Source organism: Corynebacterium sp. HMSC072G08 (genome assembly GCF_001809185.1).
Lineage (GTDB): Bacteria > Actinomycetota > Actinomycetes > Mycobacteriales > Mycobacteriaceae > Corynebacterium > Corynebacterium phoceense.
In genome coordinates this window covers 1-23,426 of the sequence record NZ_KV796427.1, presented here as the reverse complement: position 1 = coordinate 23,426, position 23,426 = coordinate 1, and the positions used below count along the sequence as shown (strand labels likewise).

26 protein-coding genes and 1 pseudogene are annotated in these 23,426 nt (G+C 62.0%); 13 read left to right on the top strand and 14 right to left on the bottom strand.

Annotated elements, in window-relative coordinates; translation table 11 throughout:
• Positions 1-3: 3 nt before the first annotated feature.
• Positions 4-1,242: an LCP family protein gene (locus HMPREF2559_RS07205; protein ID WP_082723347.1), complete on the top strand. Its 1,239-nt coding sequence runs from the start codon at positions 4-6 to the stop codon at positions 1,240-1,242.
• A gap of 173 nt (positions 1,243-1,415) precedes the next feature.
• On the opposite strand, the gene HMPREF2559_RS07200 is transcribed toward HMPREF2559_RS07205, so the two are convergent.
• From HMPREF2559_RS07200 to HMPREF2559_RS07190, 3 genes are read right to left on the bottom strand one after another with little or no spacing between them, the layout of a single operon-like run.
• Positions 1,416-2,339, bottom strand: coding sequence for a DUF5926 family protein (locus HMPREF2559_RS07200; protein ID WP_066493497.1), 924 nt, complete (start codon positions 2,337-2,339; stop codon positions 1,416-1,418).
• 23 nt (positions 2,340-2,362) lie between these two features.
• Positions 2,363-3,067: a glycerophosphodiester phosphodiesterase family protein gene (locus tag HMPREF2559_RS07195; RefSeq protein ID WP_066493495.1), complete on the bottom strand. Its 705-nt coding sequence runs from the start codon at positions 3,065-3,067 to the stop codon at positions 2,363-2,365.
• Complete coding sequence (locus HMPREF2559_RS07190; protein ID WP_066493493.1) at positions 3,067-4,014, bottom strand: L-lactate dehydrogenase; 948 nt, start codon at positions 4,012-4,014, stop codon at positions 3,067-3,069. Before HMPREF2559_RS07190 ends, HMPREF2559_RS07195 begins: the two co-directional genes overlap by 1 nt.
• Before the next feature lie 130 nt (positions 4,015-4,144).
• Between HMPREF2559_RS07190 and HMPREF2559_RS07185 the strand changes: the two genes are divergently transcribed.
• On the top strand, positions 4,145-5,938 hold the full coding sequence (locus HMPREF2559_RS07185; protein ID WP_066493485.1) for an alpha/beta-hydrolase family protein: 1,794 nt from the start codon (positions 4,145-4,147) through the stop codon (positions 5,936-5,938).
• Here HMPREF2559_RS07185 and msrA read toward each other — a convergent pair.
• The gene (gene msrA, locus HMPREF2559_RS07180; RefSeq protein ID WP_070540114.1) at positions 5,935-6,585 is read right to left on the bottom strand and encodes a peptide-methionine (S)-S-oxide reductase MsrA; all 651 of its coding nucleotides are present in this window, start codon (positions 6,583-6,585) and stop codon (positions 5,935-5,937) included. The two genes, HMPREF2559_RS07185 and msrA, sit on opposite strands and share 4 nt — an antisense overlap.
• Before the next feature lie 144 nt (positions 6,586-6,729).
• On the opposite strand from msrA, the gene HMPREF2559_RS07175 reads away from it, so the two are divergent.
• Positions 6,730-7,332 carry a superoxide dismutase gene (locus tag HMPREF2559_RS07175; RefSeq protein WP_066493482.1) on the top strand — a complete coding sequence of 201 codons (603 nt, stop codon included), beginning with the start codon at positions 6,730-6,732 and terminating at the stop codon, positions 7,330-7,332.
• Positions 7,333-7,342: 10 nt separating this feature from the next.
• Here the strand turns inward: HMPREF2559_RS07175 and HMPREF2559_RS07170 are convergent, their stop codons facing one another.
• The gene (locus HMPREF2559_RS07170; protein ID WP_066512957.1) at positions 7,343-8,215 is read right to left on the bottom strand and encodes a LysR family transcriptional regulator; all 873 of its coding nucleotides are present in this window, start codon (positions 8,213-8,215) and stop codon (positions 7,343-7,345) included.
• A 70-nt stretch (positions 8,216-8,285) separates the two neighbouring features.
• On the opposite strand from HMPREF2559_RS07170, the gene HMPREF2559_RS07165 reads away from it, so the two are divergent.
• Together HMPREF2559_RS07165 and HMPREF2559_RS07160 are read left to right on the top strand one after the other, a co-directional pair.
• Positions 8,286-9,431 carry an MFS transporter gene (locus tag HMPREF2559_RS07165; RefSeq protein WP_066493476.1) on the top strand — a complete coding sequence of 382 codons (1,146 nt, stop codon included), beginning with the start codon at positions 8,286-8,288 and terminating at the stop codon, positions 9,429-9,431.
• 10 nt (positions 9,432-9,441) lie between these two features.
• A complete protein-coding gene (locus tag HMPREF2559_RS07160; protein ID WP_230383972.1) occupies positions 9,442-10,719 on the top strand; it encodes a copper oxidase in 1,278 nt (425 codons plus the stop codon).
• On the opposite strand, the gene HMPREF2559_RS07155 is transcribed toward HMPREF2559_RS07160, so the two are convergent.
• Positions 10,714-12,168 carry a TM0106 family RecB-like putative nuclease gene (locus tag HMPREF2559_RS07155; protein ID WP_231725186.1) on the bottom strand — a complete coding sequence of 485 codons (1,455 nt, stop codon included), beginning with the start codon at positions 12,166-12,168 and terminating at the stop codon, positions 10,714-10,716. The two genes, HMPREF2559_RS07160 and HMPREF2559_RS07155, sit on opposite strands and share 6 nt — an antisense overlap.
• Positions 12,169-12,244: 76 nt before the next feature.
• On the opposite strand from HMPREF2559_RS07155, the gene HMPREF2559_RS07150 reads away from it, so the two are divergent.
• Together HMPREF2559_RS07150 and HMPREF2559_RS07145 are read left to right on the top strand one after the other, a co-directional pair.
• The gene (locus HMPREF2559_RS07150) at positions 12,245-12,874 is read left to right on the top strand and encodes a DUF6474 family protein (protein ID WP_070540112.1); all 630 of its coding nucleotides are present in this window, start codon (positions 12,245-12,247) and stop codon (positions 12,872-12,874) included.
• A 236-nt stretch (positions 12,875-13,110) separates the two neighbouring features.
• On the top strand, positions 13,111-13,425 hold the full coding sequence (locus HMPREF2559_RS07145; RefSeq protein ID WP_066493465.1) for a histone-like nucleoid-structuring protein Lsr2: 315 nt from the start codon (positions 13,111-13,113) through the stop codon (positions 13,423-13,425).
• Here the strand turns inward: HMPREF2559_RS07145 and HMPREF2559_RS07140 are convergent.
• Both HMPREF2559_RS07140 and HMPREF2559_RS07135 read right to left on the bottom strand, forming a co-directional pair.
• A complete protein-coding gene (locus HMPREF2559_RS07140; RefSeq protein ID WP_066493463.1) occupies positions 13,422-14,057 on the bottom strand; it encodes a response regulator in 636 nt (211 codons plus the stop codon). The genes HMPREF2559_RS07145 and HMPREF2559_RS07140 overlap by 4 nt on opposite strands.
• Before the next feature lie 40 nt (positions 14,058-14,097).
• Positions 14,098-15,249: a sensor histidine kinase gene (locus HMPREF2559_RS07135; protein ID WP_066512965.1), complete on the bottom strand. Its 1,152-nt coding sequence runs from the start codon at positions 15,247-15,249 to the stop codon at positions 14,098-14,100.
• Between HMPREF2559_RS07135 and HMPREF2559_RS07130 the strand changes: the two genes are divergently transcribed.
• On the top strand, positions 15,248-15,799 hold the full coding sequence (locus HMPREF2559_RS07130) for a DUF2020 domain-containing protein (protein ID WP_066493605.1): 552 nt from the start codon (positions 15,248-15,250) through the stop codon (positions 15,797-15,799). The genes HMPREF2559_RS07135 and HMPREF2559_RS07130 overlap by 2 nt on opposite strands.
• Here HMPREF2559_RS07130 and HMPREF2559_RS12990 read toward each other — a convergent pair.
• A complete protein-coding gene (locus HMPREF2559_RS12990) occupies positions 15,796-15,948 on the bottom strand; it encodes a hypothetical protein (protein WP_168162241.1) in 153 nt (50 codons plus the stop codon). The genes HMPREF2559_RS07130 and HMPREF2559_RS12990 overlap by 4 nt on opposite strands.
• On the bottom strand, positions 15,949-16,686 hold the full coding sequence (locus HMPREF2559_RS07125; protein ID WP_066493453.1) for a class E sortase: 738 nt from the start codon (positions 16,684-16,686) through the stop codon (positions 15,949-15,951).
• 42 nt (positions 16,687-16,728) lie between these two features.
• Here HMPREF2559_RS07125 and yidC point away from each other — a divergent pair, with 42 nt between their 5' ends.
• Positions 16,729-17,727 (top strand): membrane protein insertase YidC, encoded by a 999-nt coding sequence (yidC, locus tag HMPREF2559_RS07120; RefSeq protein ID WP_066493451.1) that lies wholly within the window; start codon positions 16,729-16,731, stop codon positions 17,725-17,727.
• On the opposite strand, the gene HMPREF2559_RS07115 is transcribed toward yidC, so the two are convergent.
• The 4 genes from HMPREF2559_RS07115 to HMPREF2559_RS12985 form a co-directional block, all read right to left on the bottom strand.
• A complete protein-coding gene (locus HMPREF2559_RS07115; RefSeq protein WP_066493449.1) occupies positions 17,724-18,332 on the bottom strand; it encodes a TetR/AcrR family transcriptional regulator in 609 nt (202 codons plus the stop codon). The genes yidC and HMPREF2559_RS07115 overlap by 4 nt on opposite strands.
• Positions 18,333-18,443: 111 nt before the next feature.
• The gene (locus tag HMPREF2559_RS07110) at positions 18,444-18,698 is read right to left on the bottom strand and encodes a GlsB/YeaQ/YmgE family stress response membrane protein (RefSeq protein WP_066493446.1); all 255 of its coding nucleotides are present in this window, start codon (positions 18,696-18,698) and stop codon (positions 18,444-18,446) included.
• Positions 18,699-18,870: 172 nt separating this feature from the next.
• Positions 18,871-19,767 (bottom strand): universal stress protein, encoded by an 897-nt coding sequence (locus HMPREF2559_RS07105; protein ID WP_066493443.1) that lies wholly within the window; start codon positions 19,765-19,767, stop codon positions 18,871-18,873.
• Positions 19,768-19,836: 69 nt separating this feature from the next.
• On the bottom strand, positions 19,837-19,980 hold the full coding sequence (locus HMPREF2559_RS12985; RefSeq protein ID WP_168162240.1) for a hypothetical protein: 144 nt from the start codon (positions 19,978-19,980) through the stop codon (positions 19,837-19,839).
• Here HMPREF2559_RS12985 and HMPREF2559_RS07100 point away from each other — a divergent pair.
• The 4 genes and pseudogenes from HMPREF2559_RS07100 to HMPREF2559_RS12750 all read left to right on the top strand — a co-directional run bounded on the left by HMPREF2559_RS07100 (position 19,916) and on the right by HMPREF2559_RS12750 (position 23,047).
• Entirely contained in the window at positions 19,916-20,959 is a 1,044-nt protein-coding gene (locus HMPREF2559_RS07100) for a pseudouridine synthase (protein ID WP_082723345.1), read from the top strand. The genes HMPREF2559_RS12985 and HMPREF2559_RS07100 overlap by 65 nt on opposite strands.
• Positions 20,960-21,341: 382 nt before the next feature.
• Entirely contained in the window at positions 21,342-21,536 is a 195-nt protein-coding gene (locus tag HMPREF2559_RS07095) for a hypothetical protein (protein ID WP_066493438.1), read from the top strand.
• Between the two features lie 254 nt (positions 21,537-21,790).
• Positions 21,791-22,154, top strand: a pseudogene (locus HMPREF2559_RS13500) (transposase).
• A complete protein-coding gene (locus tag HMPREF2559_RS12750) occupies positions 22,151-23,047 on the top strand; it encodes an IS3 family transposase (RefSeq protein WP_148138792.1) in 897 nt (298 codons plus the stop codon). Before HMPREF2559_RS13500 ends, HMPREF2559_RS12750 begins: the two are co-directional and overlap by 4 nt.
• The last annotated feature ends 379 nt before the right edge of the window (positions 23,048-23,426 follow it).

Genomic DNA, 23,426 nt, shown 5'->3' with positions numbered 1-23,426 from the left:
CGCATGACTGACACAGGACGCGACCCCCACCGGGAAAACCGGCGTGTTGGCGACGACCTGAGCAATTACGTGCTCGGCGCCGACGGCAAGCCCATCACCGATCGCTACGGCCGTCCCGTCCTCCGCCGTTCCATCGCGAAGCCTGCACCCCGCGCGGAGCGGACCCCGCAGTTCTCCGTGCAGGACTGGCAGCGCGAACACCGAGCCCACCAGCCCGCGCCCCAGCCTGCGCCACAACGCACGCCTCGGCAGCAGGCACGCCAGCCGGTGCCGCGCAACTACTCGTCCCGGTCAGCGCAGCCAGCCGTGCGCCCGCACCGCCATGGCAAGCAAGTCAACCCGGTGCGACGGGGCATCGGCTGCCTCGGCGCAGCGCTTGTCGCGATTGTGGTATTTACGCTGGCGATTGCGCTGTGGAGCGATTCGAAGCTCACGCGCATTGAAGCCATGCCAGATTCACAGGTCTCGAACACACCGGGCACCAACTGGCTGCTGGTCGGGTCCGACTCCCGCGTAGGCCTTACCGAGGAAGAGCAAATTGAGCTTGGCACCGGTGGCGACGTGGGATCGAGCCGCACTGACACGATCATGCTTCTGCACATCCCGAAGTCGGGTAAGGCGAAGCTCGTATCGTTGCCGCGCGATAGCTGGGTCAACGTCCCGGGATTCGGCATGGACAAGATCAATGCGGCTTTCTCCTACGGCGGTGCGCCGCTGCTGGCACAGACCGTCGAAGAATGGTCGGGGCTCCACATCGACCACTATGCGGAAGTCGGCATGGGTGGACTGGCCAACGTCGTCAATTCCGTGGGCGGCGTAGACATCTGCGTCCAGGAAGCCATCAACGATCCGCTGGCTGGCATCGATCTGCAGCCGGGCTGCCAGAATCTACAGGGCCGCGATGCCTTAGGCTATGTGCGCACGCGTGCAACAGCCATGGGCGACCTTGACCGTGTCCAGCGCCAGCGTGAGTTCTTCGCCGCACTGCTCGACAAGGTCACGGCCCCGACAACGCTCATCAATCCTTTCCGGACGATTTCGCTCATCAACCACACGGCTGACTCGTTCGTCGTGGGCAAGAAGGATCACGTATGGCACCTGGCACGCGTAGCCCTCGCCATGGCGGATGGCGTCGAAACCGAGACCATCCCTGTATCCGGCTTCGCCGATACAGCCTCCGGCAACGTCGTGCTCTGGGATGACGAACAGACGGCAGCTCTGTGGGAGTCGATGAAGTCCTAGCTTTGAGAATGGGGCGGGGTGTTGTCCTCCTGGTCGGTGTCCGGGGTGTCGGGTGTCTGGAACGCGGCAGGAGTATCGGTAAGGACAGCGGATTCAGACATCGCAACGGTCCTAAGAAGAAAGCAAAGGCCAGAGCCTCGCTGAGGGGGCTCTGGCCTGAGCAAAAGGAACGTCTAACGCAAGGTAACCTGGCGGGACTTAATGTTCTGGAGCTGCTTACGCTCGTCTGCGGTGAGCTCGGCGTCGTTGTCAAGCTCGGCGGTAATCGCGGCATCGACAGCCTTGAGCTTCTCCTCGTAGGAGTCGTAGGCGACCTCGGGATCGAGATCGAACACGGGGGCGATGAGACCATGGGTGCGGAAGACGCCAGCGAACTTGGTGCCCTCGCCGAGGTTGAGGTCACCGCGGGCAGCAATGCGTGCCAGGCCATTGAGCAGGGCGGCCTCGTCATCGTTCGGACGGACCCAGCGGATGTGCGCCTTGCCGCCGCCAGCGTTGGCCCAGAAAGCAGTGCCGACGATGCCCTCGCCGACCTGGTGGGACTCAATGACAGAGTCGTTGGCCATCTGCATGGACTGCGCGATCTGCGGGGTGACCTGAGCACCCTCCGGCAGCCACCACTCGAAGTCCTGGTAGACCTCGACGTCGAGGATGGCGTCGTTGTCCAGCAGCTCAGTGATCTTCGGCTCGGTGCCATCTGCAACGGTGGACTCGAGGGTCTCGCCCTCGCCGTGGTTCTTCACCCAGTTGAGCGCGTACGCAAGGTCGCGGCCCGGGTTGTGGGAGTGGGTCTTCACCTGCAGGCCCACGAAGGCCTGGCCGCCGGACTGCTCGTCGCGGATAAGGGCTGCCGATGCCCCCGGCAGCACCGTCGCCACGTAGACGTCACGGTCGACATCCTTCAAGGTCAGCTTGGCAATAGCGGAAGGAACGAATTCCTGCAGAGCGACCAGCTGGGACTCGGCAGCAAGGCCGGCGTAGGGACGTGGGTCCTTCTCAAGGGCCGCGCGCTCAGCGGCACGGGCAGCAAGCTTAGCCTGACGGCGGGACATGCCCTCAGGCAGCTGTTCTTTGTTTTTCTTGTTCTTCTTGGCCATAGCGCCCAAGTCTACCGGGCGTATTAATACTGCAGGGTGTGCAGGGCCACTTCTGGCTGATTTGTGGCCAGAATATCTACTCCATTCGCCCACGCCCACCGCATATCATCCGGACGGTCGACCGTCCACAGGTACGTGGGCAGGCCGTAGGCACCGATGGCGCTCGGCTGCATTTTCGCGCGCAGGAGTGACATGCCCAGGCCGGTGGGCTTGGACAGGAGGACGTCCGGGCGGTTGAGGTGGCGCTCCCAGTCGCGGCGCAGATAAAACCGGTCCATATAGGGATTAAGGTGCGACATCGTGCGAATAGCACGGTGAGAGAAGGAAATGAGGTGGATGCGGGGGTCATCGGAAAGCCCTGCGTGACGAAGACGCGCCACAGTCTCCTCCTCGACCCGATCACCAAAGGGGCTCGGGTGCTTGGTCTCGACGTAGAGGTGATGGCCTGTGGGAGCGACCATCTCGAGCAACTCGTCGAGCAACAGCGGGTGCTCGCCGCCGCCAATGTCGGCCTTGCGGACGTCCGCCCAGTCCATCTTTTCGATCGTGCCCGTCCGGTCCGAGGTGCGATCGAGCGTCGAGTCATGGTTGACGACCAGATATCCGTCACGCGTGAGGTGAACGTCGCACTCGACGCCATGGATGGGCAGCTCAAGCGCCTTAGCAAAAGCGGAAGGGGATAGCTCCGGATATTTTCCGGAGTATCCCCTATGGGCAACGATGTGCACTAGCCGAAGATTTCCTTCTTAATGTCATTCAGCGTATTGAAGGACTTGTTGAAGCGCTCCTGCTCGTGCTCGTCGAGCTGCAGCTCGATGGCACGGCTGACACCGGAGCGGTCCACAATGGCCGGGGTACCCATGTACACGTCCTCGGCGCCGTACTCACCCTGCAGGTAAGTCGAGACCGGGAGGGCCACGCCCTGGTTCTGGATGACAGCGCGGGTGATGCGGGCCAGGGCCATGCCGATGCCGTAGGACGTGGAGCCCTTGGCGTCGATGATGTGGTAGGCCGCGTCACGGGTCTGCTCGAAGATCTTCTCGATGCGCTGGTTGTAGTCCGGGTCCTCCTCAGAACGGCGGGACATGTGAACGCCAGCGATGTTGGCGGAGGAGACGACCGGCAGCTCGGAGTCGCCGTGCTCGCCGATGATGTACGCGTGGACGGAGGTCGGTGCGACATTCTCCATCTCGGAGAGCATGTAGCGGTAGCGTGCGGAGTCGAGAACCGTACCGGAGCCGATGACGCGCTCGTGCGGCAGGCCGGAAGCCTTCCAGACCGCGTAGGTGAGCAGGTCGACCGGGTTGGATGCCACGAGGAAGATGCCGTCGAAGCCGTTCTTCATGACGTCGCCCACGATGGAGTTCATGATGTTGACGTTCTTGTCCACGAGCTGCAGGCGGGTCTCGCCCGGCTTCTGAGCGGCGCCGGCGCAGATGACGACCATGGAGGCGTCCTTGCAGTCTTCGTAGGTACCGACCGTGACGCGGGTACGGGACGGAGCCCAAACCACACCGTGGTTGAGGTCCATCACGTTGCCTTCGAGCTTCTTCTCATCGATGTCAATGATGGCCAGGTGGTCGACAGTGCCCTGGTTCACCAATGCATACGCGTAGGCGATTCCGACATCGCCTGCACCAATCAATACAACCTTGTTTCCCACAAAATTCGTCATGACCCCGATTGTGCACGAAAATGTCTGACTTGTCGCGTTGTGCGCCCGATCTCACACAGTCGGATGTCCGATCTCACATCACATATGCCCGTTCGGACAGGGTCTGCACAGTGCCGAATTCCCTGGTTCAATGGTTTCCATGCATCGCTTCGCACTACGCGTTCTCGCAAAAGGCCTGTCTGCCGCCATTTTTGGCCTCGAAGTGTTGAGCGATCTTACCCCTGGTGTACGCATGACCGGGAGGAGACGTTTACCACAGAACATGGCGGCAGGCACTGCGGGCGCCGAGGTCGCCACATGGGCCGCCGTGTCGCCGTCGCTTCTCCCCCGTCCCTGGTGGGTGACGGCAGCCAACGTGGCGCTAGGCCAAGGCATGGGTCACTTGAGCGCCTCCGCGCTCGCATTCGGACTCAAACGGGCATTCCGCGTCTACGACGTGCGCCCACAGGACCGCATTCCGTATCGCACTCTCCACGCAGTGCTCGGGGCGGGAACAGTCCTCGTCGGCATCCGTTCTATCCGCAACCAGGAAGCGCAAGCCCAGCTCGTGGGCAAAGAAAACGAGCGCGGCCCGCGCCAAGCTGCCGCCGGCGTCGCCCTCGGCACGCTCGGTTACGGCGTCCTCCTCATCCTCGGCGAAGCGGCACAAGCAGCGACAACAAAGCTCAGCCGCCGTGCGCAAAGGTTTCTCCCACGCTGGGTCGCCTGGCCCCTCGCGGCGGGCGTCCTCGGCGCCAGCGTCATCGCCTTAAGCGACCGCGTCGTGTGGCGTCGCTTCATCCGGACCGCCTCCGTGCGCGCTGAGCGCCTCAACCGGCTCATCTTCCCCGACTCGATGATGCCCTGGGAACCTGAGCGCTCCGGCAGCCCCTGGTCACACGAGCCCTGGACCGCCATCGGCGCGCAAGGCCGTCGCTTCGTCACCCGCGGCCCACGCGCCCGCGACATCCAAGACATCATGGGCTACGACCACGCGCACGAGCCCATCCGCATCGTCGCCGGGCTCGTCCCCGGCCGCGACTTTCTGGGCTCCGCCCGGCAGGTCATCGCGGAAATGGAGCGCACCGGCGCGTTCCGCCGTGACACCATCGTCGTGCACATGCCCGCTGGCTCTGGCTGGGTCAACAATTACTCCACGAGCGCGTATGAATTTTTGACCCGCGGCGACTGCGCGACAGTCACGCTCCAGTACTCGTATCTGCCCTCCGTCTTCGCTTTCCTCGTCGATCGAGACGCGCCCGTCGCGGCCGCCCGCGTCCTCCTCGACATGGTGCATGCTCGCATGGCATCTCTGCCGGAGGACGATCGCCCACGTCTCTACCTCGCGGGTGAGTCTCTCGGTGCCTTCGCCTTGGTCGAGAACTTCGAGGAATTGGAGCATTTGCTCACCGCATGCGATGGCGCGATGTTCACGGGCCCACCGCGGATGACAGGGTTCTTCCGCAGGCTCGCCGCATCCCGTGACCGCGGCTCGCTGGAGCGGCTTCCACTCATCGACGGCGGGCGCCATGTCCGCTACGTATCCAATCCCGCGCATCTTGCTGCCGATGCCTTCGGGGCGCCGTATCCCCGCGCCTGGCAGCGCCCCCGGGTCGTGGTCGCGCAGCATGCTTCCGATGCCATCGTGTGGTGGGACCAGCAGCTCGCGTGGCGTCGGCCGGACTGGCTGCGTGAACAAGTCCCGCCCACGCTCCACGCGGATGCCTTCCGGCGGCTGCAATGGGCGCCGTTTATCACCTGGTGGCAGATTGCGCTCGACCAGGTGAACTCACTCAACGTGCCCGGCGGCCACGGCCACAACTACTTTGAAGAAACCTTCTGGTACTGGGACGCCGTCCTAGGCTCGCAGGCCCGTGTCCCGCTCGACGCGGCGAAGGCCGACCGGATGCGGAAGTTCATTGTGAAAACGCAGCCCCGCGGCTAGCCGCACTTCACGCCAGTGCTGTGTTGCGGACAGTAGCCGTTCGGATTCTTGGCGAGGTACTGCTGGTGGTCATCCTCGGCCAGGTAGTACGCGCCCGAGTCGGTCTCGGAGAGCAGACGGACCTCGGTGGTAATTGGACCAAAGCCAGCCTCGGCGAGCTTGGGCTCATACGCGTCGACGATCTCCTGGATTTCCTGGCGTTCCTCTTCGGTTTCCGGATAGAACGCGGAACGGTACTGCGTGCCCACGTCGTTGCCCTGGCGGAAGCCCTGCGTGGGGTCGTGCGCCTCGAGCGCGGTTACGACGAGGTCCTTGAGCGAGACCTTGTCCGGGTCATAGACCACCTGGACGGTCTCCGCGTGGTTGGTCATCCCCTGGCAGACCTCGAAGTAAGTGGGGTTGGGTGTCGTGCCACCGGCGTAGCCGACCGAGGTGGACTCGACGCCGGGGAGCTCCCAGAACATCTTCTCCGCGCCCCAGAAACAACCCAACGCCACAAGGAGGGAACGCTGACCGTCTTTCCACGGGCCCGTAGTCGGCGTGCCGAGCACGGTGTGCGGCTGCGGATCCGCGAGCACCGGGGTATCTCGACCCGGCGTGGCGTCGGTTTTCGCGACAATCTTCGGTTCAGGCTTGAACAAAAACATGGCGGCTCCTTTTCTTTCGTCTTACAAGTCAGCGCGCGGAGCTGGGCGTATTATTCCCGCCTCCCCACATTTGCCAATTAATGGTGGCAAATTTCTTACAGTGGGCCTATCATCGTGCACTGTACCCAAAGAAAGGAAACAACAATGGCTGTTTACGAACTTCCGGAACTCGACTACGCGTACGACGCTCTCGAGCCGCACATCTCCGCAGAGATCATGGAGCTGCACCACACCAAGCACCACGCTAACTACGTGGCTGGCGCTAACGCTGCAACCGAAGCCATCAAAGCCGAGGCTGAGGGCGAGGGCAACGGTGACCGCCTGCGCGCTCTCTACAAGAACCTTGCTTTCAACCTGGGTGGCCACACCAACCACTCCATCTTCTGGAAGAACCTCTCCCCGAACGGTGGCGGCGAGCCGACCGGCGAGCTGGCTGAGGCCATCAACGAGGCATTTGGTTCCCTCGAGGGCTTTAAGAAGGCCTTCTCCGGCGCTGCGCTGAGCCTGCAGGGCTCCGGCTGGGCCGTCCTGGGTTACGACCACATCGCTGGTCGCCTCGCTATCCAGCAGCTCACCGACCAGGCTGGTAACACCTCCATCAACCTGACCCCGCTGCTTATGCTCGACATGTGGGAGCACGCCTTCTACCTGCAGTACAAGAACGTTAAGGCTGATTACGTCAAGGCTGTCTGGAACGTCTTCAACTGGGACGACGTTGCAGAGCGTTACGCTGCTGCTAAGAAGTAATTTTTAGAGCCTAGAGCCCGCCTTGCGCGGGCTTTTCGCGTTTTTCAATGAAACTCCGGAATTGATCCGCCGCCGGCGAACCGGGCCGCCACGTAAAGCCCAGCTCGCGGTACGCGGGCGGATCGAGCGGGACCACGGAGCCCACCCGCAGGTACGGGTCATCCACCGGAATGAGCGCGACACCCAGTCCCGCCGCAACCAGACCCGCAACGGTCGTAAGCTCCATCGACTCGAAGACGAGATGCGGCGTGAAACCAGCGCCGGCAGCCAGGCCGTCAAGAAGCATGCGCGTACCGTAGCCGGGCAGCATGCCGATGAAGGGCTCCTCCGCGAAGTCGGCGAGGCGGACAAAGGTTGCATCCGACTTCGGATGCCCGGGAGGCAGGGCAAGGCCAAGGCGCTGCATCTCGAGCCGGTGCCAGGGCAAACCCTCCGGTTTCGGGCCCACGAGAGCGATGTCGGATTCGCCTTGCTGCACGCGATCCACAAGCTCGCGGGCAGCGCCCTGATGGAGTACAAAGTCGACGTTGGGGTGGGCCGCACGATATTTTCCCAGCAGGTCCGGCACCAGCCACGTTCCGAGCGAATGCATGAAGTCGAGCCGGACAGTGCCGCGCTCCGGGTCCATGAGGCGAGCGACCTCGGCGCGGGCCGCGGCAGCATCGGCAAGCATGCCCTTCGCACGCGGGACGAAGGACTTCCCACGGTCGTTGAGGTGAAGGGCTCTTCCGGCGCGATCGAAGAGCGTGGCGCCGAGCTCGCGCTCGATTCGTTGGATGCGGCGCGTGAGCGCTGACTGGGACATGCCGAGGGCATCCGCGGCGGCGCCCACGTGACCATGCTCCGCGACGGCGACGATTCCACGCAGATCCTCGAAATTCATGCACACCTCGCATTGAAAACTAGAGTTTCAAACATTTTACACATGAACGCAGGTGAGGCAGGCTAGAAGAATGACTCGTTCCCGCCGCGCGACGCTCGCCATGCTGCTCATCGGCCTGGCTATTTTTTCTGGACTCTACTCCACGCAGGCCATCCTGCCGGTCCTCGTCGAGGAGACGGACATGAGCTCGGGCGCGGCGGCGCTCACCGTGTCCGCCGCAACGGGTGGGCTCGCGCTTTTTGTCATTCCGGCGTCCATCCTTTCGGAAAGATTCGGCCGCGGTCGCGTGCTTCTCGCCTCCGCCATTGGTGCCGCGCTCATCGGCGTGCTCGTTCCGTTCGCGACGACGGGATGGGCGGTGATTGTCCTGCGCGGCCTCCAAGGCGCAGTGATGTCCGGTGCGCCCGCCACGGCCATGGCGTGGCTGGCAGAAGAACTCGAACCGAGGGCCCTCCCGCGCGCCATGGGCATCTATATCGCAGGCAATTCCATCGGTGGGCTCATCGGCCGCCTCGTTCCTACGTTCGCCACCGAGGTCTTCACCTGGCGCGGCGCGCTGTGGACGGGCGCAGCCGTGACGTTGGTCTTCGCACTCGTCGCGGCGTTCTTACTCCCTCCGCAGCAACGATTTACCCCAAAAGAAATTCACCTACGTTCGGAGCTCTCCGCCCTCTTCCAGCACTGGCGTGATGGTCATTTGGCGGCGCTCTACGCCGTCGCATTCCTCGCCATGGGCACCTTCGTATCTCTGTACAACTTCATCGGCTTCCGCCTCATCGAGCACTTTGGGATTCCGCCCGTCATCGCAGGCTTCGTCTTCCTGCTGTACCTCTCCGGCACGTGGTCATCCGCGCGCGCAGGAGGGTTCATCAACCGATTCGGACGGAGGGCGACGCTCACCGGATCTTCCGCGCTCATGGTCGTGGGTTCCCTGCTCGCCGCGGGGCCATTGCCGGTGCTCTTCGTCGGCCTGTTGTTGTTTACCGCCGGTTTCTTCGCGGCGCATTCCACGGCCTCCGGCTGGGTGGGAGCCCGTGCCACGCAGGACCGCGCCGAGGCCTCGAGCATGTACGTCTTTTGTTATTACTTGGGCTCCTCGATCATCGGCGCGGCGACGGGGTGGGCGTTTTCCGTTATCCCCTGGGTCGCCTACGCGGTGGTGTTGGCGGTGCTCTCACTCCTTCCCACCTTGATCGCAGCAAATTTATCCGACTAAAGTCGTAAGAATGAACAACCAAAAGACGGTCGAGGAAAAGTTTTCCCCGCGCGTGTGGCATCGCCGCGCCGCGCGGCCGGTGTCCGTGTGGATGATGGTTTTCATCCTCATTGGACTTACTCACTTCGCCATCCCCAACTACGGATGGCTCCTCGTCCACGTCTTTACCCTGGGCATTCTCACCAACTCCATCCTCGTGTGGTCCCAACACCTCACCGAGAAATTCGTGCAGCACAAGCTTGCCGATGCCGCCCGTCCCCGCCAGCTGTATCGGATCTACGGGCTCAATATCGGCGCCATCATCGTCATGGTGGGCCAGGTCTTTGCGATTCCCTACGCGACTATTACCGGCGCCGCCATCATCGCAGTACTCATGGCGTGGCACGGCGTAGAAATCCTCGGCCAGTGGAAGGGTGCGTCCGGGAAACGCTTTCGGCCCATCGTCGGCGCGTATGCGGCATCCGCATTCTGCTTGCCCGTCGGCGCGTTCTTTGGCGGCTGGCTTGCGCTCGATCCGGGCAATCCGCGGCTGCTCATTGCACACATCGCGGCGAATATCGGCGGCTTCGTCGGGCTTGCGGCCGCAGCCAGCCTCACCATCCTCCTGCCCACCGTGTGGCGCTCTCAGGGCATCTCGAAGTACATGACGCCCACGCTGTGGATTCTGGGCGCGGGCGTCCTCGTCACGATTATCGGCGCGCTCGTTGGTTTTCCAGAATTCGGTTTCGTTGTGTATGTGATCGGCTGGGTCCTCGCCTGGCAGCAGTGGCTGGGCAACGTCAACCTCAAGCAGTTCACGTACGCGTCAGCGTCCTCCATTGCCGCCGTCACCTGGCTCGTGCTCACGCTCGCCTACTACGCGGTGGAGCTCATGCTGCAGATGCAGCCGAAGGTTCCCACCATTGCCCTCCTCGTCGGTTTTGCGGCGCAGCTACTCATCGGCATGATGAGCTACCTTCTGCCCTCGACCATGGGCGGCGGCCCCGGCGCGACGCGCGCGGGCTTAATAGAGATGTACAGGTATGGCTTACTCCGCTGGACATTTATCAACGGCGGCCTGCTCTTGTGGATTTCCGGCACGAATTCCTACCAGAACGTCGTCATGTCGCTGTTGTGTCTAGGCTCGCTGGCGGTCTTCCCCATCTTCATGATCCGCGCGGTCAAGGCACAGAAGGCGGTGCTGAAGAAGGAGAAAGAGGCACCCGCAGCCGAGCCCGAGCCGCGCTTTATGGAAATCACGATCGGCGTCGCCATCCTCGCGCTCGTCTGGGTCCTGTTCCAGCTATAAATCGCCGATGCCCGGCGCCCCAGCACTCATCCACTCGCGAATACGGTACGTCGCCTGGACGTCGCCGCAGTTGTACTCCAGAAGGCGCGCACGGGCGCTCTCGTCGCCTGCAACGGCGGCACGGCGTGCGTTGACAGACGCTTCGCCATCAAAGTCGTCTTCTGCCCACGCATGGCCAGCAACGGGAGCGACGGTTTTTAAGCTGAGGCCATGCGGGCCAGCGAAGCTGCGTTTGACGTCAAGGAAGAGGTCGACCCAGTCCTCGGAAGTAATGAATTCTTCGATCTCATTCTGTGCAATTCCGAAGCGCTCTGCCGATGACCGCAGCCAATGGTTTTCCCCATGCGCCGAGTAGCAGTAGGCGGCGAAGGTCTCGCCGCGCGCATGCGTGGCGCTGCGCAGTTCGGTCAGCCAGGTCCAGAACTCGTGGAAATTCTCACCTTCTGAGGCGCCGCCCAGCGGCTGCCACGTGACGAACGGGTGGTACGCACCGTCGTGCCACACACCCCAGAGGTACGCGCCCTGGTCGAGGTAGGCCTCCATGTCGATGTCGACCTCCACGTCGGCCCGGCGCGGCGGGGCAAAGGTAGGGCGCTTGAGAAGCGGGATCCCGCGTTCCCACGCCTCCGCGAGACGACTGGGCTCGCCGAGGTTCGCCTCGATGAGGCCGTGCACCGTGTGGATTCCACGCTCCCTGTACTTGCGACCGCGATCCCCAGGCAGGAAGAGCGAAATATCGTCCATGCGCTCGAGCTCCGGGCGGCAGAACTCCCAGAACCGGCAGCTGGCGCACTCTTTGACACGGCGCGGGGAGTCGGGCAGGTCCTCCAGCGTCGCGAGAGCACGCTCGGTCGCCTCAAAGTAATCACCGGTCTCGACGACGAACGCGGTCTCTCGGTCCTGGCCGATGACGACGCCCCGGCCGGAGTCAAGGTCGGATTCCTGTAAGCCCCACGCGCCCAGTGCGAGACGGTAGCCGTCCACCGGGTGATGGCGCAGCTTATAGGGCAGGTCGAGCGGCGCCGAAAGTCCCAGCCTGTGCGTCGGCACGCCGGGGAGCGTCGCGTGCGGGTTCTTCTTCGCCACGCGGTGGTTACTCACGATGATGGGCAGGTAGGCCTCGCCGTCACGCACCAGCCCGTCGAGTTCGACGTACCAGCCGCCATAGCGAAAGCGGGCATTCGTAATGAGATGGACTCCCGCGGCCATCGCCTCGAGGGTCGCCATCTCACGTGCGAAGTCGTCGCCTCCAAGGTCGACCCGCCGGAAATTTTTAGAGCTCGACGAAAGGAGGGAATGGACCGCAGCACGGGCGGCATCGGCACGCTCTGCACGGGCGAGGCTTGCATGGGTGGAGGGAACATCGGGGTAGCGCTCCCGCTGCACGAGCCGGTAGCGGCAGCCCACGAGATCGCTGGCCTCTACGGGACCGACGCTGTAGTTCCTCACGCCTTCCAAGCCTAACGGGTAAAGTTGGAAGACGATAAACGCACAAACATCAACGAAGCACAAGGAACTGATTCCCATGGCCAGCATCATGAAGACCCTCCGCAAGCGTCGCAACGAGGCGAAGGCCGAGATTAAGGCAGCAAAGACCCGCGCTCTGGCCGAGGTCAAGGACGCCCGCAAGGCACGCGAACGTCAGCAAAAACTGCTAGCCAAGCAGGAAAAGCACCTCATTAAGGCCGAGGAAAAGGGTCTCAAGCGCAAGCGCAAGCACGAGCAGAAGCGCGCCAAGCAGGAGCTGCAGAAGATTAAAGAAGGCCGCTTCAACGCCAAGACCATCAACCGCTACGCCGGCGCCCTCCGCGCCGCCGCCCCGCTGCTGCTGCCGCTTATCTACCGTGGCATTATGTCCGGCCGCGAGGCCCTAGAGCAGCGCAAGGCCAAGCGGGCCGGCGTCTCCGTGGACCAGCTCGCGTCTCTGTCGGGCCACGGCGCTCCGCTCAAGGCGCGCATCGCTGGCGTGCGCAACTCGCTGCCGGGCTCGGGCCTTCCGGCGGGCTTCCAGCGCGACGTCCGCGAGCGTCTCGACGAGCTCGACAAGGCGGTCGACAACGCCGAATACATGACGGACCAGCAACGTCGCCGCGCACATGAATCCATTTCGGCCGATATTGACGGAGTTACTCAGGAAATCCAGGAACGCCTGTAATTTCCTTCGATTTCGATTAACCCGGAATGCACCTTTATGGTGATTCCGGGTTGTTTTATTAATTTGAGGAATTTCTTCTTCAATTGCGTAACGCTTTTGTTGACGCGACCGATTTTATGATCGAATTAGTCCCATGTTCTGTCACCATGAGAAAGACGGAGCACTGTTTTGCGGGACAAAGTCACCTGTCATTGCATAGTCGAAACCCCCACAATAGTATTCAAAGGGCTTTTCCCATGTCACGTCGCGAAGTCACACAGTTCTATGACGACCTGGACCACACCCCGCTGTCCGAAAGCGAAGTGGAAGTCATCCGTTTTTCCGTCGACGGAACGACGTACTTGCTGGATCTTTCCCCTGCCAACGCGGCGAAATTCCGCGCTGCCCTCGATCCGTTTGTGAGTGCTGCGCACATCGCACCCGAGCCCGACGCACGCCGTGTGAGCCCCAGCGTCATCCGCGATTGGGCCCGCACCCGGGGCATCCCGGTCGCCCACCGCGGCAAGATCCCTAACGTGATCATTGAGGCCTACAACGAGGCCAACGCTTAAAGCACGCCTTGCTCGCGCGCCGCAGCCACGGCCGAGGTGCGCGAACGCACGCCCAGCTTGTCATAAATATGCACGAGGTGGGACTTCACCGTCGCCTCAGAGAGCATGAGGTCCTGGCCAATCTGGCGGTTCGACGCACCTGCGGCGACCAGCTGCAGGACCTCGAGCTCACGCGGCGTCAGCGAGGTACGCGGAGTGCGCACGCGCGTCATGAGACGGTCAGCGACAACGGGCGAGAGCGCCGAGTCGCCGTCCGCCGCGGAGCGCACCGCCGCGAGGAGCTCCGCCGGCGGCGCATCCTTGAGCAAGTAGCCCACAGCACCCGACTCGATGGCGCCGAGGATATCCGCGTCCGTGTCGTAGTTGGTCACGACGAGGATCTTGGGCGGGTTGTCGCCCTGGCGAATGGCCCGGGTGGCCTCGGCGCCGCCCATGACGCGGGTGCCTTCGATGCCCGCGCCGAAGCGCAGGTCCATGAGGATGACGTCGATCCCGCCGCGCGCGGCGGCGTCGATGGCGGCCTCTGCCGTCGCGACCTCACCCACGACCTCGATGTCCTCTGCGCCTTCCAGGATGGCGCGGAGACCGAGGCGCACGATTTCATGGTCGTCTGCCAGCAGGACCCTAATCACAACGAACGCTCCTTATATCAAACTTTTGAACACCGCCATTCTATACTAAGGGCACGCTAACAGATACCGCCGCCCCAGAGCCCGGCGTGGACTCGAGGGTGACGGTCCCGCCCAGCTCTTCTGCCCGGCGATGCATAGCAGACAGACCAATGTGTCCGAGTCCGGCCGGGCGCGCCTCCACGGCCGCAGGGTCGAAGCCCCGCCCGTTGTCCACGATGTCCACACGCACCTCGTTCTCGTCGTACGTGACGGTCACGCGCGCCTTCGTCGCGCCCGAGTGCTTCACCACGTTGCCCACAGCGCCCTGCGCGATGCGCAGGAGCGCCGCCTCAATCTTCATGGGTAGCTGGGCCGCGTCGCCTTCCACGTCAACGTCGATGTCAATCCCGGCCGTCGCCGCGAAATTCGCCGTCATGCGCTCCAAGGCGCCAGCGAGCGAGGTCTCCGCAAGCGCCGTCGGCTGAAGAGCAGCGATCATTGCACGCGCCTCATGGAGGTTGTCAGACGCGGTGGTACGCGCGAGCGCAATCCGCTCGCGCGCCTTATCCTCGTTGTGCGTGTCGAGATCACGATCCGCCGCATGGAGGAGCATTTGGATAGAGGAGAGCCCCTGCGCCAGCGTGTCATGAATCTCGTGAGCGATGCGCTGACGCTCGGCAATGACACCCGCATTGCGCTCGGACTCCGCGAGCTGAGCCTGCGTTTCTTTGAGCTCCCGTGTCATCTCGGCGAGTGCGCTAAACGCGTAGTAGATGGCGACGACGACCACCGCGGAGACCAGCGGGCCCATCGCGCCGCCGAAGGTGATGCCGTTCGGAATCTGCACGCCAATCGACAGCGCCGTTGCAAAACCCACCATGAGAATGCCGCGCCAATCGTCCACGACGAAGAGGTAGAGGAACATAAGCGAGAACAGCAGGTACATCGCCGCTGGCGCGATGAGCATCGCCGCGAACCACGTCACGGTGAGCACCACGAGCCACAAAATCTTAGGCCCCAGCGTCCAGCGCTCGAGGAAATTCCAACCACCGAAGTAGATAATGGCGAAGGTCGACAACAACATGAGCGTGGACACCGCCGAACTCATAGGCATGGACACCACCGTAAAGATGGCCACGACCAGCAGCGTGGTGGTGAGGATATGCACGCCATTGCGCAGTGCATCAGATTCTGTCGTTAAGCTGGTGTCCATGCGCCATATCCTACTGCCCCTCGTGTGTGCCGCCCTCCTCGCTGGCTGCTCTGCGCAGGACACTCCCGAACCCGCCGAATCGAGTGCCGTCGCCGCCGACCCGCTCACGGATAACGCGGCGGTCGACGGTTTTCCCGTGGATTCCCCCGCCATCGTCAACGCGTGGGATCAGGAATGCCCGTACCTCGACCCCCAATGGGTCGCGGAGACCAACGGCCAGCGCATGACCAAGCAGGGTCTCGATACCCGCTTTGGCACGCCCGCCTGCGTCTTCTGGTCCTACCCCGAAGCGCCCCAGGCGACCGTCATGGTGCGCGACCTCGGCACGGTAGAGCGCGCCCGCGCCGCCGTGGATTGGGCCGCCCCCATCGACCAGACGGAGCCTGTGGATGAGGGCGGCTGGCAAGGCGGCCGTGGCGTCCTCAACGAGGATCTCTCCGTCTACGCCGTCCAGAAGGACAACGAGGCCGTCCTCGTGTGGACGAACCAAGCACAGACTGTCAAGGCCGAACTCATCGCCAAGGAAGCAATTAAAAACCTCGGGCTCTAAACCGCTACGTCGTTATACGGCATCATCTCCGACACCCATGGAAACACGACGTCCATGAGCAGAAAGAATACGGCGACGAGCAGGGCGAGCGAGAAAGTCGCTTTCACCCAGCGCGGCCCCGGCAGCAGGTTCCATATGGCTCTGTACATTTAGCTTTCCTCCAATACGGCTGGGCGCTCGCCCGCGACCTTCGGCTGATGGTCCGTCTCCATTGCGTGGATGATCATGCGCTCTGCGTTCGAGAACTGCGGGTGGCAGGTCGTCAAGGTGATCAAGCCTTCCGATGCCTCCGCGTTGTCCGTCCCAGGCACCGGCGCGATGGTTCCCACGTCGCTCGGAAGCGTAATGGAGCGGCCCAGCACGTTCGCATACTCGCCCGTGAGCTTCCCCTGTTGTTCGGGCGTGAGGCAGTCCGCGGGCTCACCATCAATCGGCAGCACGCGGTAGGTAATCCACTCGGACTGCGTCTCAACCACAATCGCGTCGCACGTCTGCAGGTTGCCCAGATCATTGAACGGGGCACCCTTGCCCACGCGGTGGCCGGCAACGGCGAAATTTCCGAGTTCCCCAGGCATCTGGCTGTCCGTATAGCGCCCAGGGCCAGCGAGAAGGTCCTCGTCGTTCGTGCCCTCGACTATCGCAAACTGGTAATCCGAGCCGAACGTAGGGATATACATGCGGGCGAAAGCCTCGCCCAGCTCCGGGTGGAGCTGCCCGCGCGGGTTGACCCATTCCTCATCGAGTTTCTCAGACGCCTGATCCTGCAGCTTGCCTGATTCAATATTCGTCCAGTAGGACTCATAGAATGCGAAGAGCAAGAGAAGGACCCCAGCGGTAAGCAACAGCTCGCCCACAACGTGGGTGACGCTCATGAGCGACTTCTTCATGCTCAACACTGTACTGCCCTTCAGAGAAAGGCCCGAACCCGCGTGATTGATATCTTCGTCTACCCGGTCTCTGCCATCATGAAGCTCTGGCACCTCATTCTCCACAGCTTCCTCGGCGATCAGACCGCATGGCTCGTATCGATTCCGCTCCTCGTGCTCACGGTGCGCTCCCTCATCTGGCCGCTTAACTGGTCCGCCATCCGCTCCGGCCGCCGCTCCGCACTCATGCGCCCTGAGCTCGCCGCGCTCAATGCGGAGCTCGCCCAGGCCACGACGACAGCGGACATCGCGGCACACAAGGCAAAGGTCAAGGAAGTCCACGAGCGCTACCACTACCGCCCCGTGGCCGGCTGCCTCATTCCCTTCATCATGGTGCCCGTCTTCATCGGCCTCTACCAGGTCATCCTGCGCATGGCCCGCCCGTCGTTTACGGGCGCCATCGGGCTCATCTCCGCGGATGAGGTCGAAGATTTCCGCAGCACCACGCTCGCCGGCGTTCCGCTACCCGCCTATGTCTCCATGCCCGAGTCTTGGGCCACGCAGTACGGCGTCACTGGCGGCGAGGTCCGCCACCTCATCATGCCGCTTCTGCTCGCCGCGCTCGCTGCCACATTTATCAACATGTGCATCTCCTGCTACCGCGGTTTCCTCACCACCCAATTCGACAAGACCATGCCGCGCCGCATGCTGTACGTGCTCGCGTTCTTCGCAGTGCTGACCCCCTACTTGCTGTGGAATGCCGCCATTCACGGCCCCGTCCCCGTGGCGGTCATCCTCTACTGGTTCACGTCGAACCTCTATACGCTCACCCAGACCCTCGTCAATGAGACCCTGCTACGCCGCCGCTACCCGCTTTCCGATGCCGCCCATGCCGCCCGCCGCGAGTCCTGGCAGCGCCACAGGGCATCCCGTAAAATCCCCCGCGCCGAGCGCCGCGCGCAGAAGAAGGCCGCCAAGGCCGAGGCCAAGCGCGTCGCAGAGCTGCGCGCGCAGCTCCTACGCGAGGAGCGCGAAGCTAAGAAGTCCGGTGAAGAGAGCTAAATCGTGTAATCCGCCGGCGGCTCAGCAAGCATCTGCTGCGCCATCTCGCGCGCAGTCCGCAGCGGTGCCACGTCGCGACGCAGGCGCGCCCCCGCGAGACCGCCGTCGAGCAGGATAAGAATCTGGTTCGCCTGCTCGCCCGAGGGATAGCCGTTGCGCGCGCTGAGCAGGTCCGTGAGCACCGTGTGCATCCAATCGCGGTGCGTGTGACACGCCTCGACAATGCCGCGCTCTAGGTCCGTTTCCGGGCGCGGATACTCGCCCGCCGCATTGAGGAAGTGCGAGCCACGGAATTCCTTGCCCGGCTGCTCCTCGATCTCGATGTCGAAGAAGGCAAGCACCTTCTCCTCCGTCGTCGCATCCTGGGTGCGCTCAGTCCATACGGTGCGGGCCTGCTCGTCAAGCGCCTCGATATACGCGATGACGAGCGCGTCCTTGCTGCCAAAGAGCGAGTAGAGCGACGCCTTCGCCACGTCCGCCTCGCGCAGGATGCGGTCGATGCCGATGACACGGATGCCCTCCGTGTTAAAGAGGTTCGTCGCCGACTCGAGCAGGCGGCTACGCGGACTTGGCCGGTTGCGTCGGGACTTCTTCGGGGTTGTCACAGTGCTCCTTCACGGGGTATCGGGTAGGTGGCTCCAGCCAGGGGGTGAAAAACTGGAAAACCGGTTCATCTACACACTGTAGACAAACCGGTATGTCCGGCGCGAATTATATTACTTCTTCGCACCGCGACCGCGGATAAGACCCACGATCCACAGGAAGACAACCGCACCCACAACCGCGGTAACGATCGAGAGAATCCAACCGTTCGAGCCGCCGATACCCAGCAGCTTGAGGATGCCGCCACCCACGAAAGCACCCACCAAACCAATAATCAGGTTCATAATGAGACTGTCGTCGCGGCCCATGATCTTCTCTGCAATCCAACCAGCGATAATACCGACGATAATCCAACCAATGAAGCTCATGAGAGCGCTCCTTTTCTAAGTAACTTTTTGGTCCATCTCCCATGGTGCCACCGTTGCTCGAGAAAATCGAGAAAAAGCGAGAAAGCGTCCAATATCGTTATTGGACGCTTACTCATTCGTTAGCTAATCGAAACATTCTATAAATGTTCCGAGAAACTAACGCACACGGTTATCACTCAGAATCCGGGCGGACAACCATCATCGGGCACGGCGCGTTCTGCAGCAGCGCGCGCGAGGTGGAACCCAGCAGCATGCCCTTGAAGCCGCCGCGACCATGCGAGCCGACAACGAGCAACTGGGCACCCGCGGCGGCATCGGCAAGCGCGCGCACCGGACGGTCACGAGCGATAACCTTCTTCACCGGGACATCCGGGTACTCGGCCTGGAACTCGGCCAAGCGCTCAGTGAGCAGCACCCCCTGTTCCTTCTCAACCTCGGCCCACTCGGCCTGCGCGGCAGACAAGCCGGCAAGCGACGCCTGCACCTGCATATCCATCCATGTGTGGACGGCGATAAGCTCAGCACCGCGGGCCGCAGCCTCAGCGAACGCGTAGTGCGTAGCCTTCTGGGAGACCTCGGAGCCATCGACGCCGACCACAACGGGTCCGTACTTCGTGGACTCGGTGACCTGGTTGTCCTCGCGAACGACGACGACCGGGCAGGACGCGTGGGAGACAACCGACGCGGAGACCGAACCCATAACCATGCCGGACAGGCCGCCCATGCCGCGGGAACCCATGACAACCATGGTGACGTCATGCGACATCTCGAGCAGCATGTCGATCGGCGAACCCTCAGCGATGGTGTGGCCAATCTTGATGTCCGGCGCAACCTCATGAGCCACGGCACGTGCAGCTTCGATCTTCTCCAGCGTCTCCGCCTGCAGATCATCAAAGAGTTCCTTGGGCGGAACCATGCCCTCTGCGTAGAGGAACTGCGGAACCGTGTAGCTCGACGCAATACGCAGCGGGATGCCGCGCTTCATCGCGGTGTTTGCGGCCCACCGCACAGCGTTCTTTGACGCCTCCGAGCCATCGACTGCAACGACAACAATGTCTTCCTTGGCCATGACATCCATCCTTTCGAAGTGGTTATACCGTTAGTATACCGCCCATAAGACCGGACGCTACCAGCTAGATCACATCTCGGGGGTGGTGTGAGCGGCCTCCGCATTCGCCGGGAAGAAGACGTTATAGAAGAACTCACCGATCCGGGCGATGACAGCACCGATACCATCGGAGAAGAAGGCGACAATCGGTTCGAGAAGGGCGTTAAAATCCATGGCCAATAGATTAGTACACATGCGCAAAGGCTTCACCCCGTTGCCCATCCGCGATGGTCTCAACGCCACTCGCGCCCGCGTTCCCGAACCCGGGCTCACCGCCTACTCATTCGTCTGGCACCTCGTATCCTCCCAGCGCCACCGCCACCCCTCAGACAACGAGGCCGCAGTCCTCGCCCGCTTCGATGCTGGCGAGGTGGTTCTCCGCGACGGCACCGTCCTTTCTCCGGACTCCGTCCTTACTGAGGGCTCCGACGTCTACTTCTACCGCACCCCCGCTCCGGAAACACCCGTCCCCTACGACATTCCGATCCTCTACGAAGACGACCAACTCCTCGTAGCCGACAAGCCCCACTTCATGGCCACCATGCCCCGCGCGCGCCACATCACTGAGACCGCCACCGTGCGCCTGCGCCGCTCGACCGGTCTTTCCGAACTCTCCCCCGCCCACCGCCTCGACAGGCTTACCGCCGGCGTCCTTCTCTTCACCAAGGACCGCACCGTCCGCGGCGCCTACCAAACCCTCTTCGCCAACCGGGAAGTCTCCAAGACTTACGAGGCCGTCGCCGCCTACCAGCCTTCCGATGCCCCCATTACCTGGCGCTCCCGCATCCACAAGGTCCCCGGCGAAATCCAAGGCACGCTCGTCGAAGGCGAACCCAACGCCATCACCACGCTCGAGTCTGTCATGCCCCTGTCTAGTTCGGAGCAGGCAGCCCTCGAAGCCATCCACGGCCCGCAACCCTCGCTCGCGCGCTACGTCCTCAAGCCCACCACCGGGAAGACGCACCAGCTCCGCCTCCACATGTGGGCCGCCGGCCACCCCATCCTCGGCGACCCGGTCTATCCCACCGTGCTTCCCGAGGACGCCGAAGACATGACCATCCCGATGCATCTCATTGCGCGCACGCTCTCCTTCACCGACCCGCTGAGCGGCGAGCAACGCACATTCACGTCACAATTAGGCACTACGTTCTAAAATTGACGTCCTACACGCCCACAATCCCTCTCCGGTGCACGCAGAGAGGGATTTTTCATGCTTTCCGCACGATGAGAAATGCTGCGAAAACCACTGGTCGAAGAATGGGGTAGCTATAACAACACAATTTCCCATTTCAATTCTCACCATGCCCGATCCGCACAATAATGGCGAGCCCCCACGTCAGTTGCCTGCGGATCCCCCAAGTTAACCTCTGTGACTGCTGTGAATATTCGAACATAGGAACTTTCGCGGCCCGCTTCGTTGGAACTCCGTTGCCACCCGACCCTCGCTAGCATCCTCTGTCTGCTATCAAGCCTCGTTGCACGCTGCACTCCACTCCGATACCCTCAAGCCCGTAAACACCAGGAGGAGGAACGCCATGAAGACCGCAACAATGCTCAAGATTGTCACCGCCACTGTCCTCCTCCTCGCCGCTACACTGCTCGCCGCTGTCCACCTCTTCCATCGCGCCGAGGTCAACAACCTCGTCTCCCAAGCCGAGGACCGCGGCGTCAACTACGAGCTCACCATCCACAATCCCGTGCTGTATACCTACAGCTTCCTTCCCGAGTAGCAGCGCCCGCCCCGCCTCGACCCCGTATTCGTCAACGATCCCATCACGAATTGGCACGACCCCAACGTCCCGTTTCCGAACTAAATGCGTAACTGCGTGCCGCACGCTTCTGTATCCGCGCGCAGGCAGTCGCGCCGTTCTACTCGGCCCCTCCAGTACGAGCCGATGGAAAGATGGGATGCCTTCCTTTCGACGCTAACGCAAAGTAGCGAGCGTCCCACCAAGCAAACGACAGGCCCCCTTGAATCGCTGAAGTGCCCCAGGTTTTGTTCCGTTTGAGTAGATGGGAAAATCTGGAACATGCCAAGGAAATTTGACCAGGATGCGAAGGACCGCGTGGTCCGTCTCGTTGAGGACCGCATCTTGGCGGAAAATATGTCGATGCAAGCCGCGTGCCAGGCAGTAGCCCCAAAGCTGGGGGTTTCATGGCACACAGCTCGTCAATGGACCCAGCAGGCCCGCCGTTCGGGAAACACTCCAGAACCTGTGCCTGAAGATTTGGCCGCCGAAAACGCGAGACTACGCCGTGAGAATCAAGAGCTACGCGATACTAATGAGCTGCTGAAGGCTGCCTCAGCTTTTTTCGCGTCGGAACTCGACCCCAGACGTCGGAAATGATCCGATTCATCGATGAACACCGGAATCGTTTCTCTATCGAGTTCATTTGTAAGACGTTGAAGAATAGCCGGGCTGGTGGGTTTATCACCTCGCGTGGTTATCGCCAGTCCAAGGCCCGTGGATTAAGTGCTCGTCGCCTTCGCGATGCTGTGCTGATTGAACGCATTAGGGCTGTTCATCAGGATAATTACGGTGTTTACGGGGTGCGGAAAATGTGGCATGCTCTTCGCCGTGAAGGAATTGATATCGGGCGTGAACAAACCGCTCGGTTGATGCGCCTGGCCGGTATTTCTGGCAAAGGCAAAGGCAGATCACCTATCACAACCCGAAGAGCTAACGTGCCTGATCTGCGCCCGGACTTGGTCGAGCGTGAATTCAAAGCTCAGGGTCCAAATAAGCTGTGGGTGGCCGACATTACGTATGTGCGCACGAAGAAAGGCTTTGTGTACGCCGCGTTTGTCACCGACGTTTACTCCCGCCGGATCGTTGGGTGGGCGTTATCAGACTCAATGCGGACTGAAGCACTGCCGCTGCAAGCTCTCAACCAAGCGATCGTGTGTGCTGAGGAAACAACAGGTCTCATTCACCATTCGGATCACGGGTCCCAGTACGTCAGCGTGGTCTACAACGAGCGACTAGCCCAGCACGGTATTGCCGCTTCCACTGGGACGGTTGGCGACTCCTACGACAATGCTCTTGCTGAAAACGTAAACGGCTCCTACAAGAACGAGCTAATCCATACTCGCAGGTGGGATGATGTTGTCGAGGTAGAAATCGCGACGTTCGAGTGGGTGTCATGGTGGAACGAGACAAGGCTCCACCAAAGCTTGGGATACCGAACCCGGTTGAGGTGGAAACCGATTTTTGGAAGCAGACCCCGCCACAGGAAATAATAACGATCAAGGCAAATGCCTAGGAACAAAACTCGGGGCACTTCACAAAACGTGTGGGCGTGTAGCGCTCGCGTGCCTCCGTGTGCCGATGACCCCTCTGCGTAACGATAGCCCTGTACTCGGGATGTAGCGAGGCCGATGCATTCGAGCACCCCATTATGTATGAGCTGTTGAAGAATCGCGAAGCGGTAGATTCGATGCCTCATTTACGTTTCAGGCTCCGACTGTCGCCGGCCCGCCAAAAGGCTCGGCATGACCGTCGGCGCGTTCTGCCTTCGGTATGCCAAGACCGCAAAAAGACCGCTTGCCGGGAAGAAGCGTGTTCTTCCCGGCAAGCGGCCTTTAAATATGTAGTTGTTGTTTGTTGTTTTTATGTCGG

Coding starts and splice junctions, on each gene's coding strand:
- HMPREF2559_RS12750 (WP_148138792.1), top strand. CDS start 22,151: ATGATCCGATTCATCGATGAACACCGGAATCGTTTCTCTATCGAGTTC.
- HMPREF2559_RS07170 (WP_066512957.1), bottom strand. CDS start 8,215: ATGAATTTCGAGGATCTGCGTGGAATCGTCGCCGTCGCGGAGCATGGT.
- HMPREF2559_RS07190 (WP_066493493.1), bottom strand. CDS start 4,014: ATGACGAATTTTGTGGGAAACAAGGTTGTATTGATTGGTGCAGGCGAT.
- HMPREF2559_RS07185 (WP_066493485.1), top strand. CDS start 4,145: ATGGTTTCCATGCATCGCTTCGCACTACGCGTTCTCGCAAAAGGCCTG.
- msrA (WP_070540114.1), bottom strand. CDS start 6,585: ATGTTTTTGTTCAAGCCTGAACCGAAGATTGTCGCGAAAACCGACGCC.
- HMPREF2559_RS07175 (WP_066493482.1), top strand. CDS start 6,730: ATGGCTGTTTACGAACTTCCGGAACTCGACTACGCGTACGACGCTCTC.
- HMPREF2559_RS07145 (WP_066493465.1), top strand. CDS start 13,111: ATGTCACGTCGCGAAGTCACACAGTTCTATGACGACCTGGACCACACC.
- HMPREF2559_RS12985 (WP_168162240.1), bottom strand. CDS start 19,980: ATGGATTTTAACGCCCTTCTCGAACCGATTGTCGCCTTCTTCTCCGAT.
- HMPREF2559_RS07160 (WP_230383972.1), top strand. CDS start 9,442: ATGAACAACCAAAAGACGGTCGAGGAAAAGTTTTCCCCGCGCGTGTGG.
- HMPREF2559_RS07135 (WP_066512965.1), bottom strand. CDS start 15,249: ATGGACACCAGCTTAACGACAGAATCTGATGCACTGCGCAATGGCGTG.
- HMPREF2559_RS07100 (WP_082723345.1), top strand. CDS start 19,916: ATGACAGCACCGATACCATCGGAGAAGAAGGCGACAATCGGTTCGAGA.
- HMPREF2559_RS07150 (WP_070540112.1), top strand. CDS start 12,245: ATGGCCAGCATCATGAAGACCCTCCGCAAGCGTCGCAACGAGGCGAAG.
- HMPREF2559_RS07130 (WP_066493605.1), top strand. CDS start 15,248: ATGCGCCATATCCTACTGCCCCTCGTGTGTGCCGCCCTCCTCGCTGGC.
- HMPREF2559_RS07110 (WP_066493446.1), bottom strand. CDS start 18,698: ATGAGCTTCATTGGTTGGATTATCGTCGGTATTATCGCTGGTTGGATT.
- HMPREF2559_RS07200 (WP_066493497.1), bottom strand. CDS start 2,339: ATGGCCAAGAAGAACAAGAAAAACAAAGAACAGCTGCCTGAGGGCATG.
- HMPREF2559_RS07205 (WP_082723347.1), top strand. CDS start 4: ATGACTGACACAGGACGCGACCCCCACCGGGAAAACCGGCGTGTTGGC.
- HMPREF2559_RS07095 (WP_066493438.1), top strand. CDS start 21,342: ATGAAGACCGCAACAATGCTCAAGATTGTCACCGCCACTGTCCTCCTC.
- HMPREF2559_RS07165 (WP_066493476.1), top strand. CDS start 8,286: ATGACTCGTTCCCGCCGCGCGACGCTCGCCATGCTGCTCATCGGCCTG.
- HMPREF2559_RS12990 (WP_168162241.1), bottom strand. CDS start 15,948: ATGTACAGAGCCATATGGAACCTGCTGCCGGGGCCGCGCTGGGTGAAA.
- HMPREF2559_RS07125 (WP_066493453.1), bottom strand. CDS start 16,686: ATGAAGAAGTCGCTCATGAGCGTCACCCACGTTGTGGGCGAGCTGTTG.
- HMPREF2559_RS07105 (WP_066493443.1), bottom strand. CDS start 19,767: ATGGCCAAGGAAGACATTGTTGTCGTTGCAGTCGATGGCTCGGAGGCG.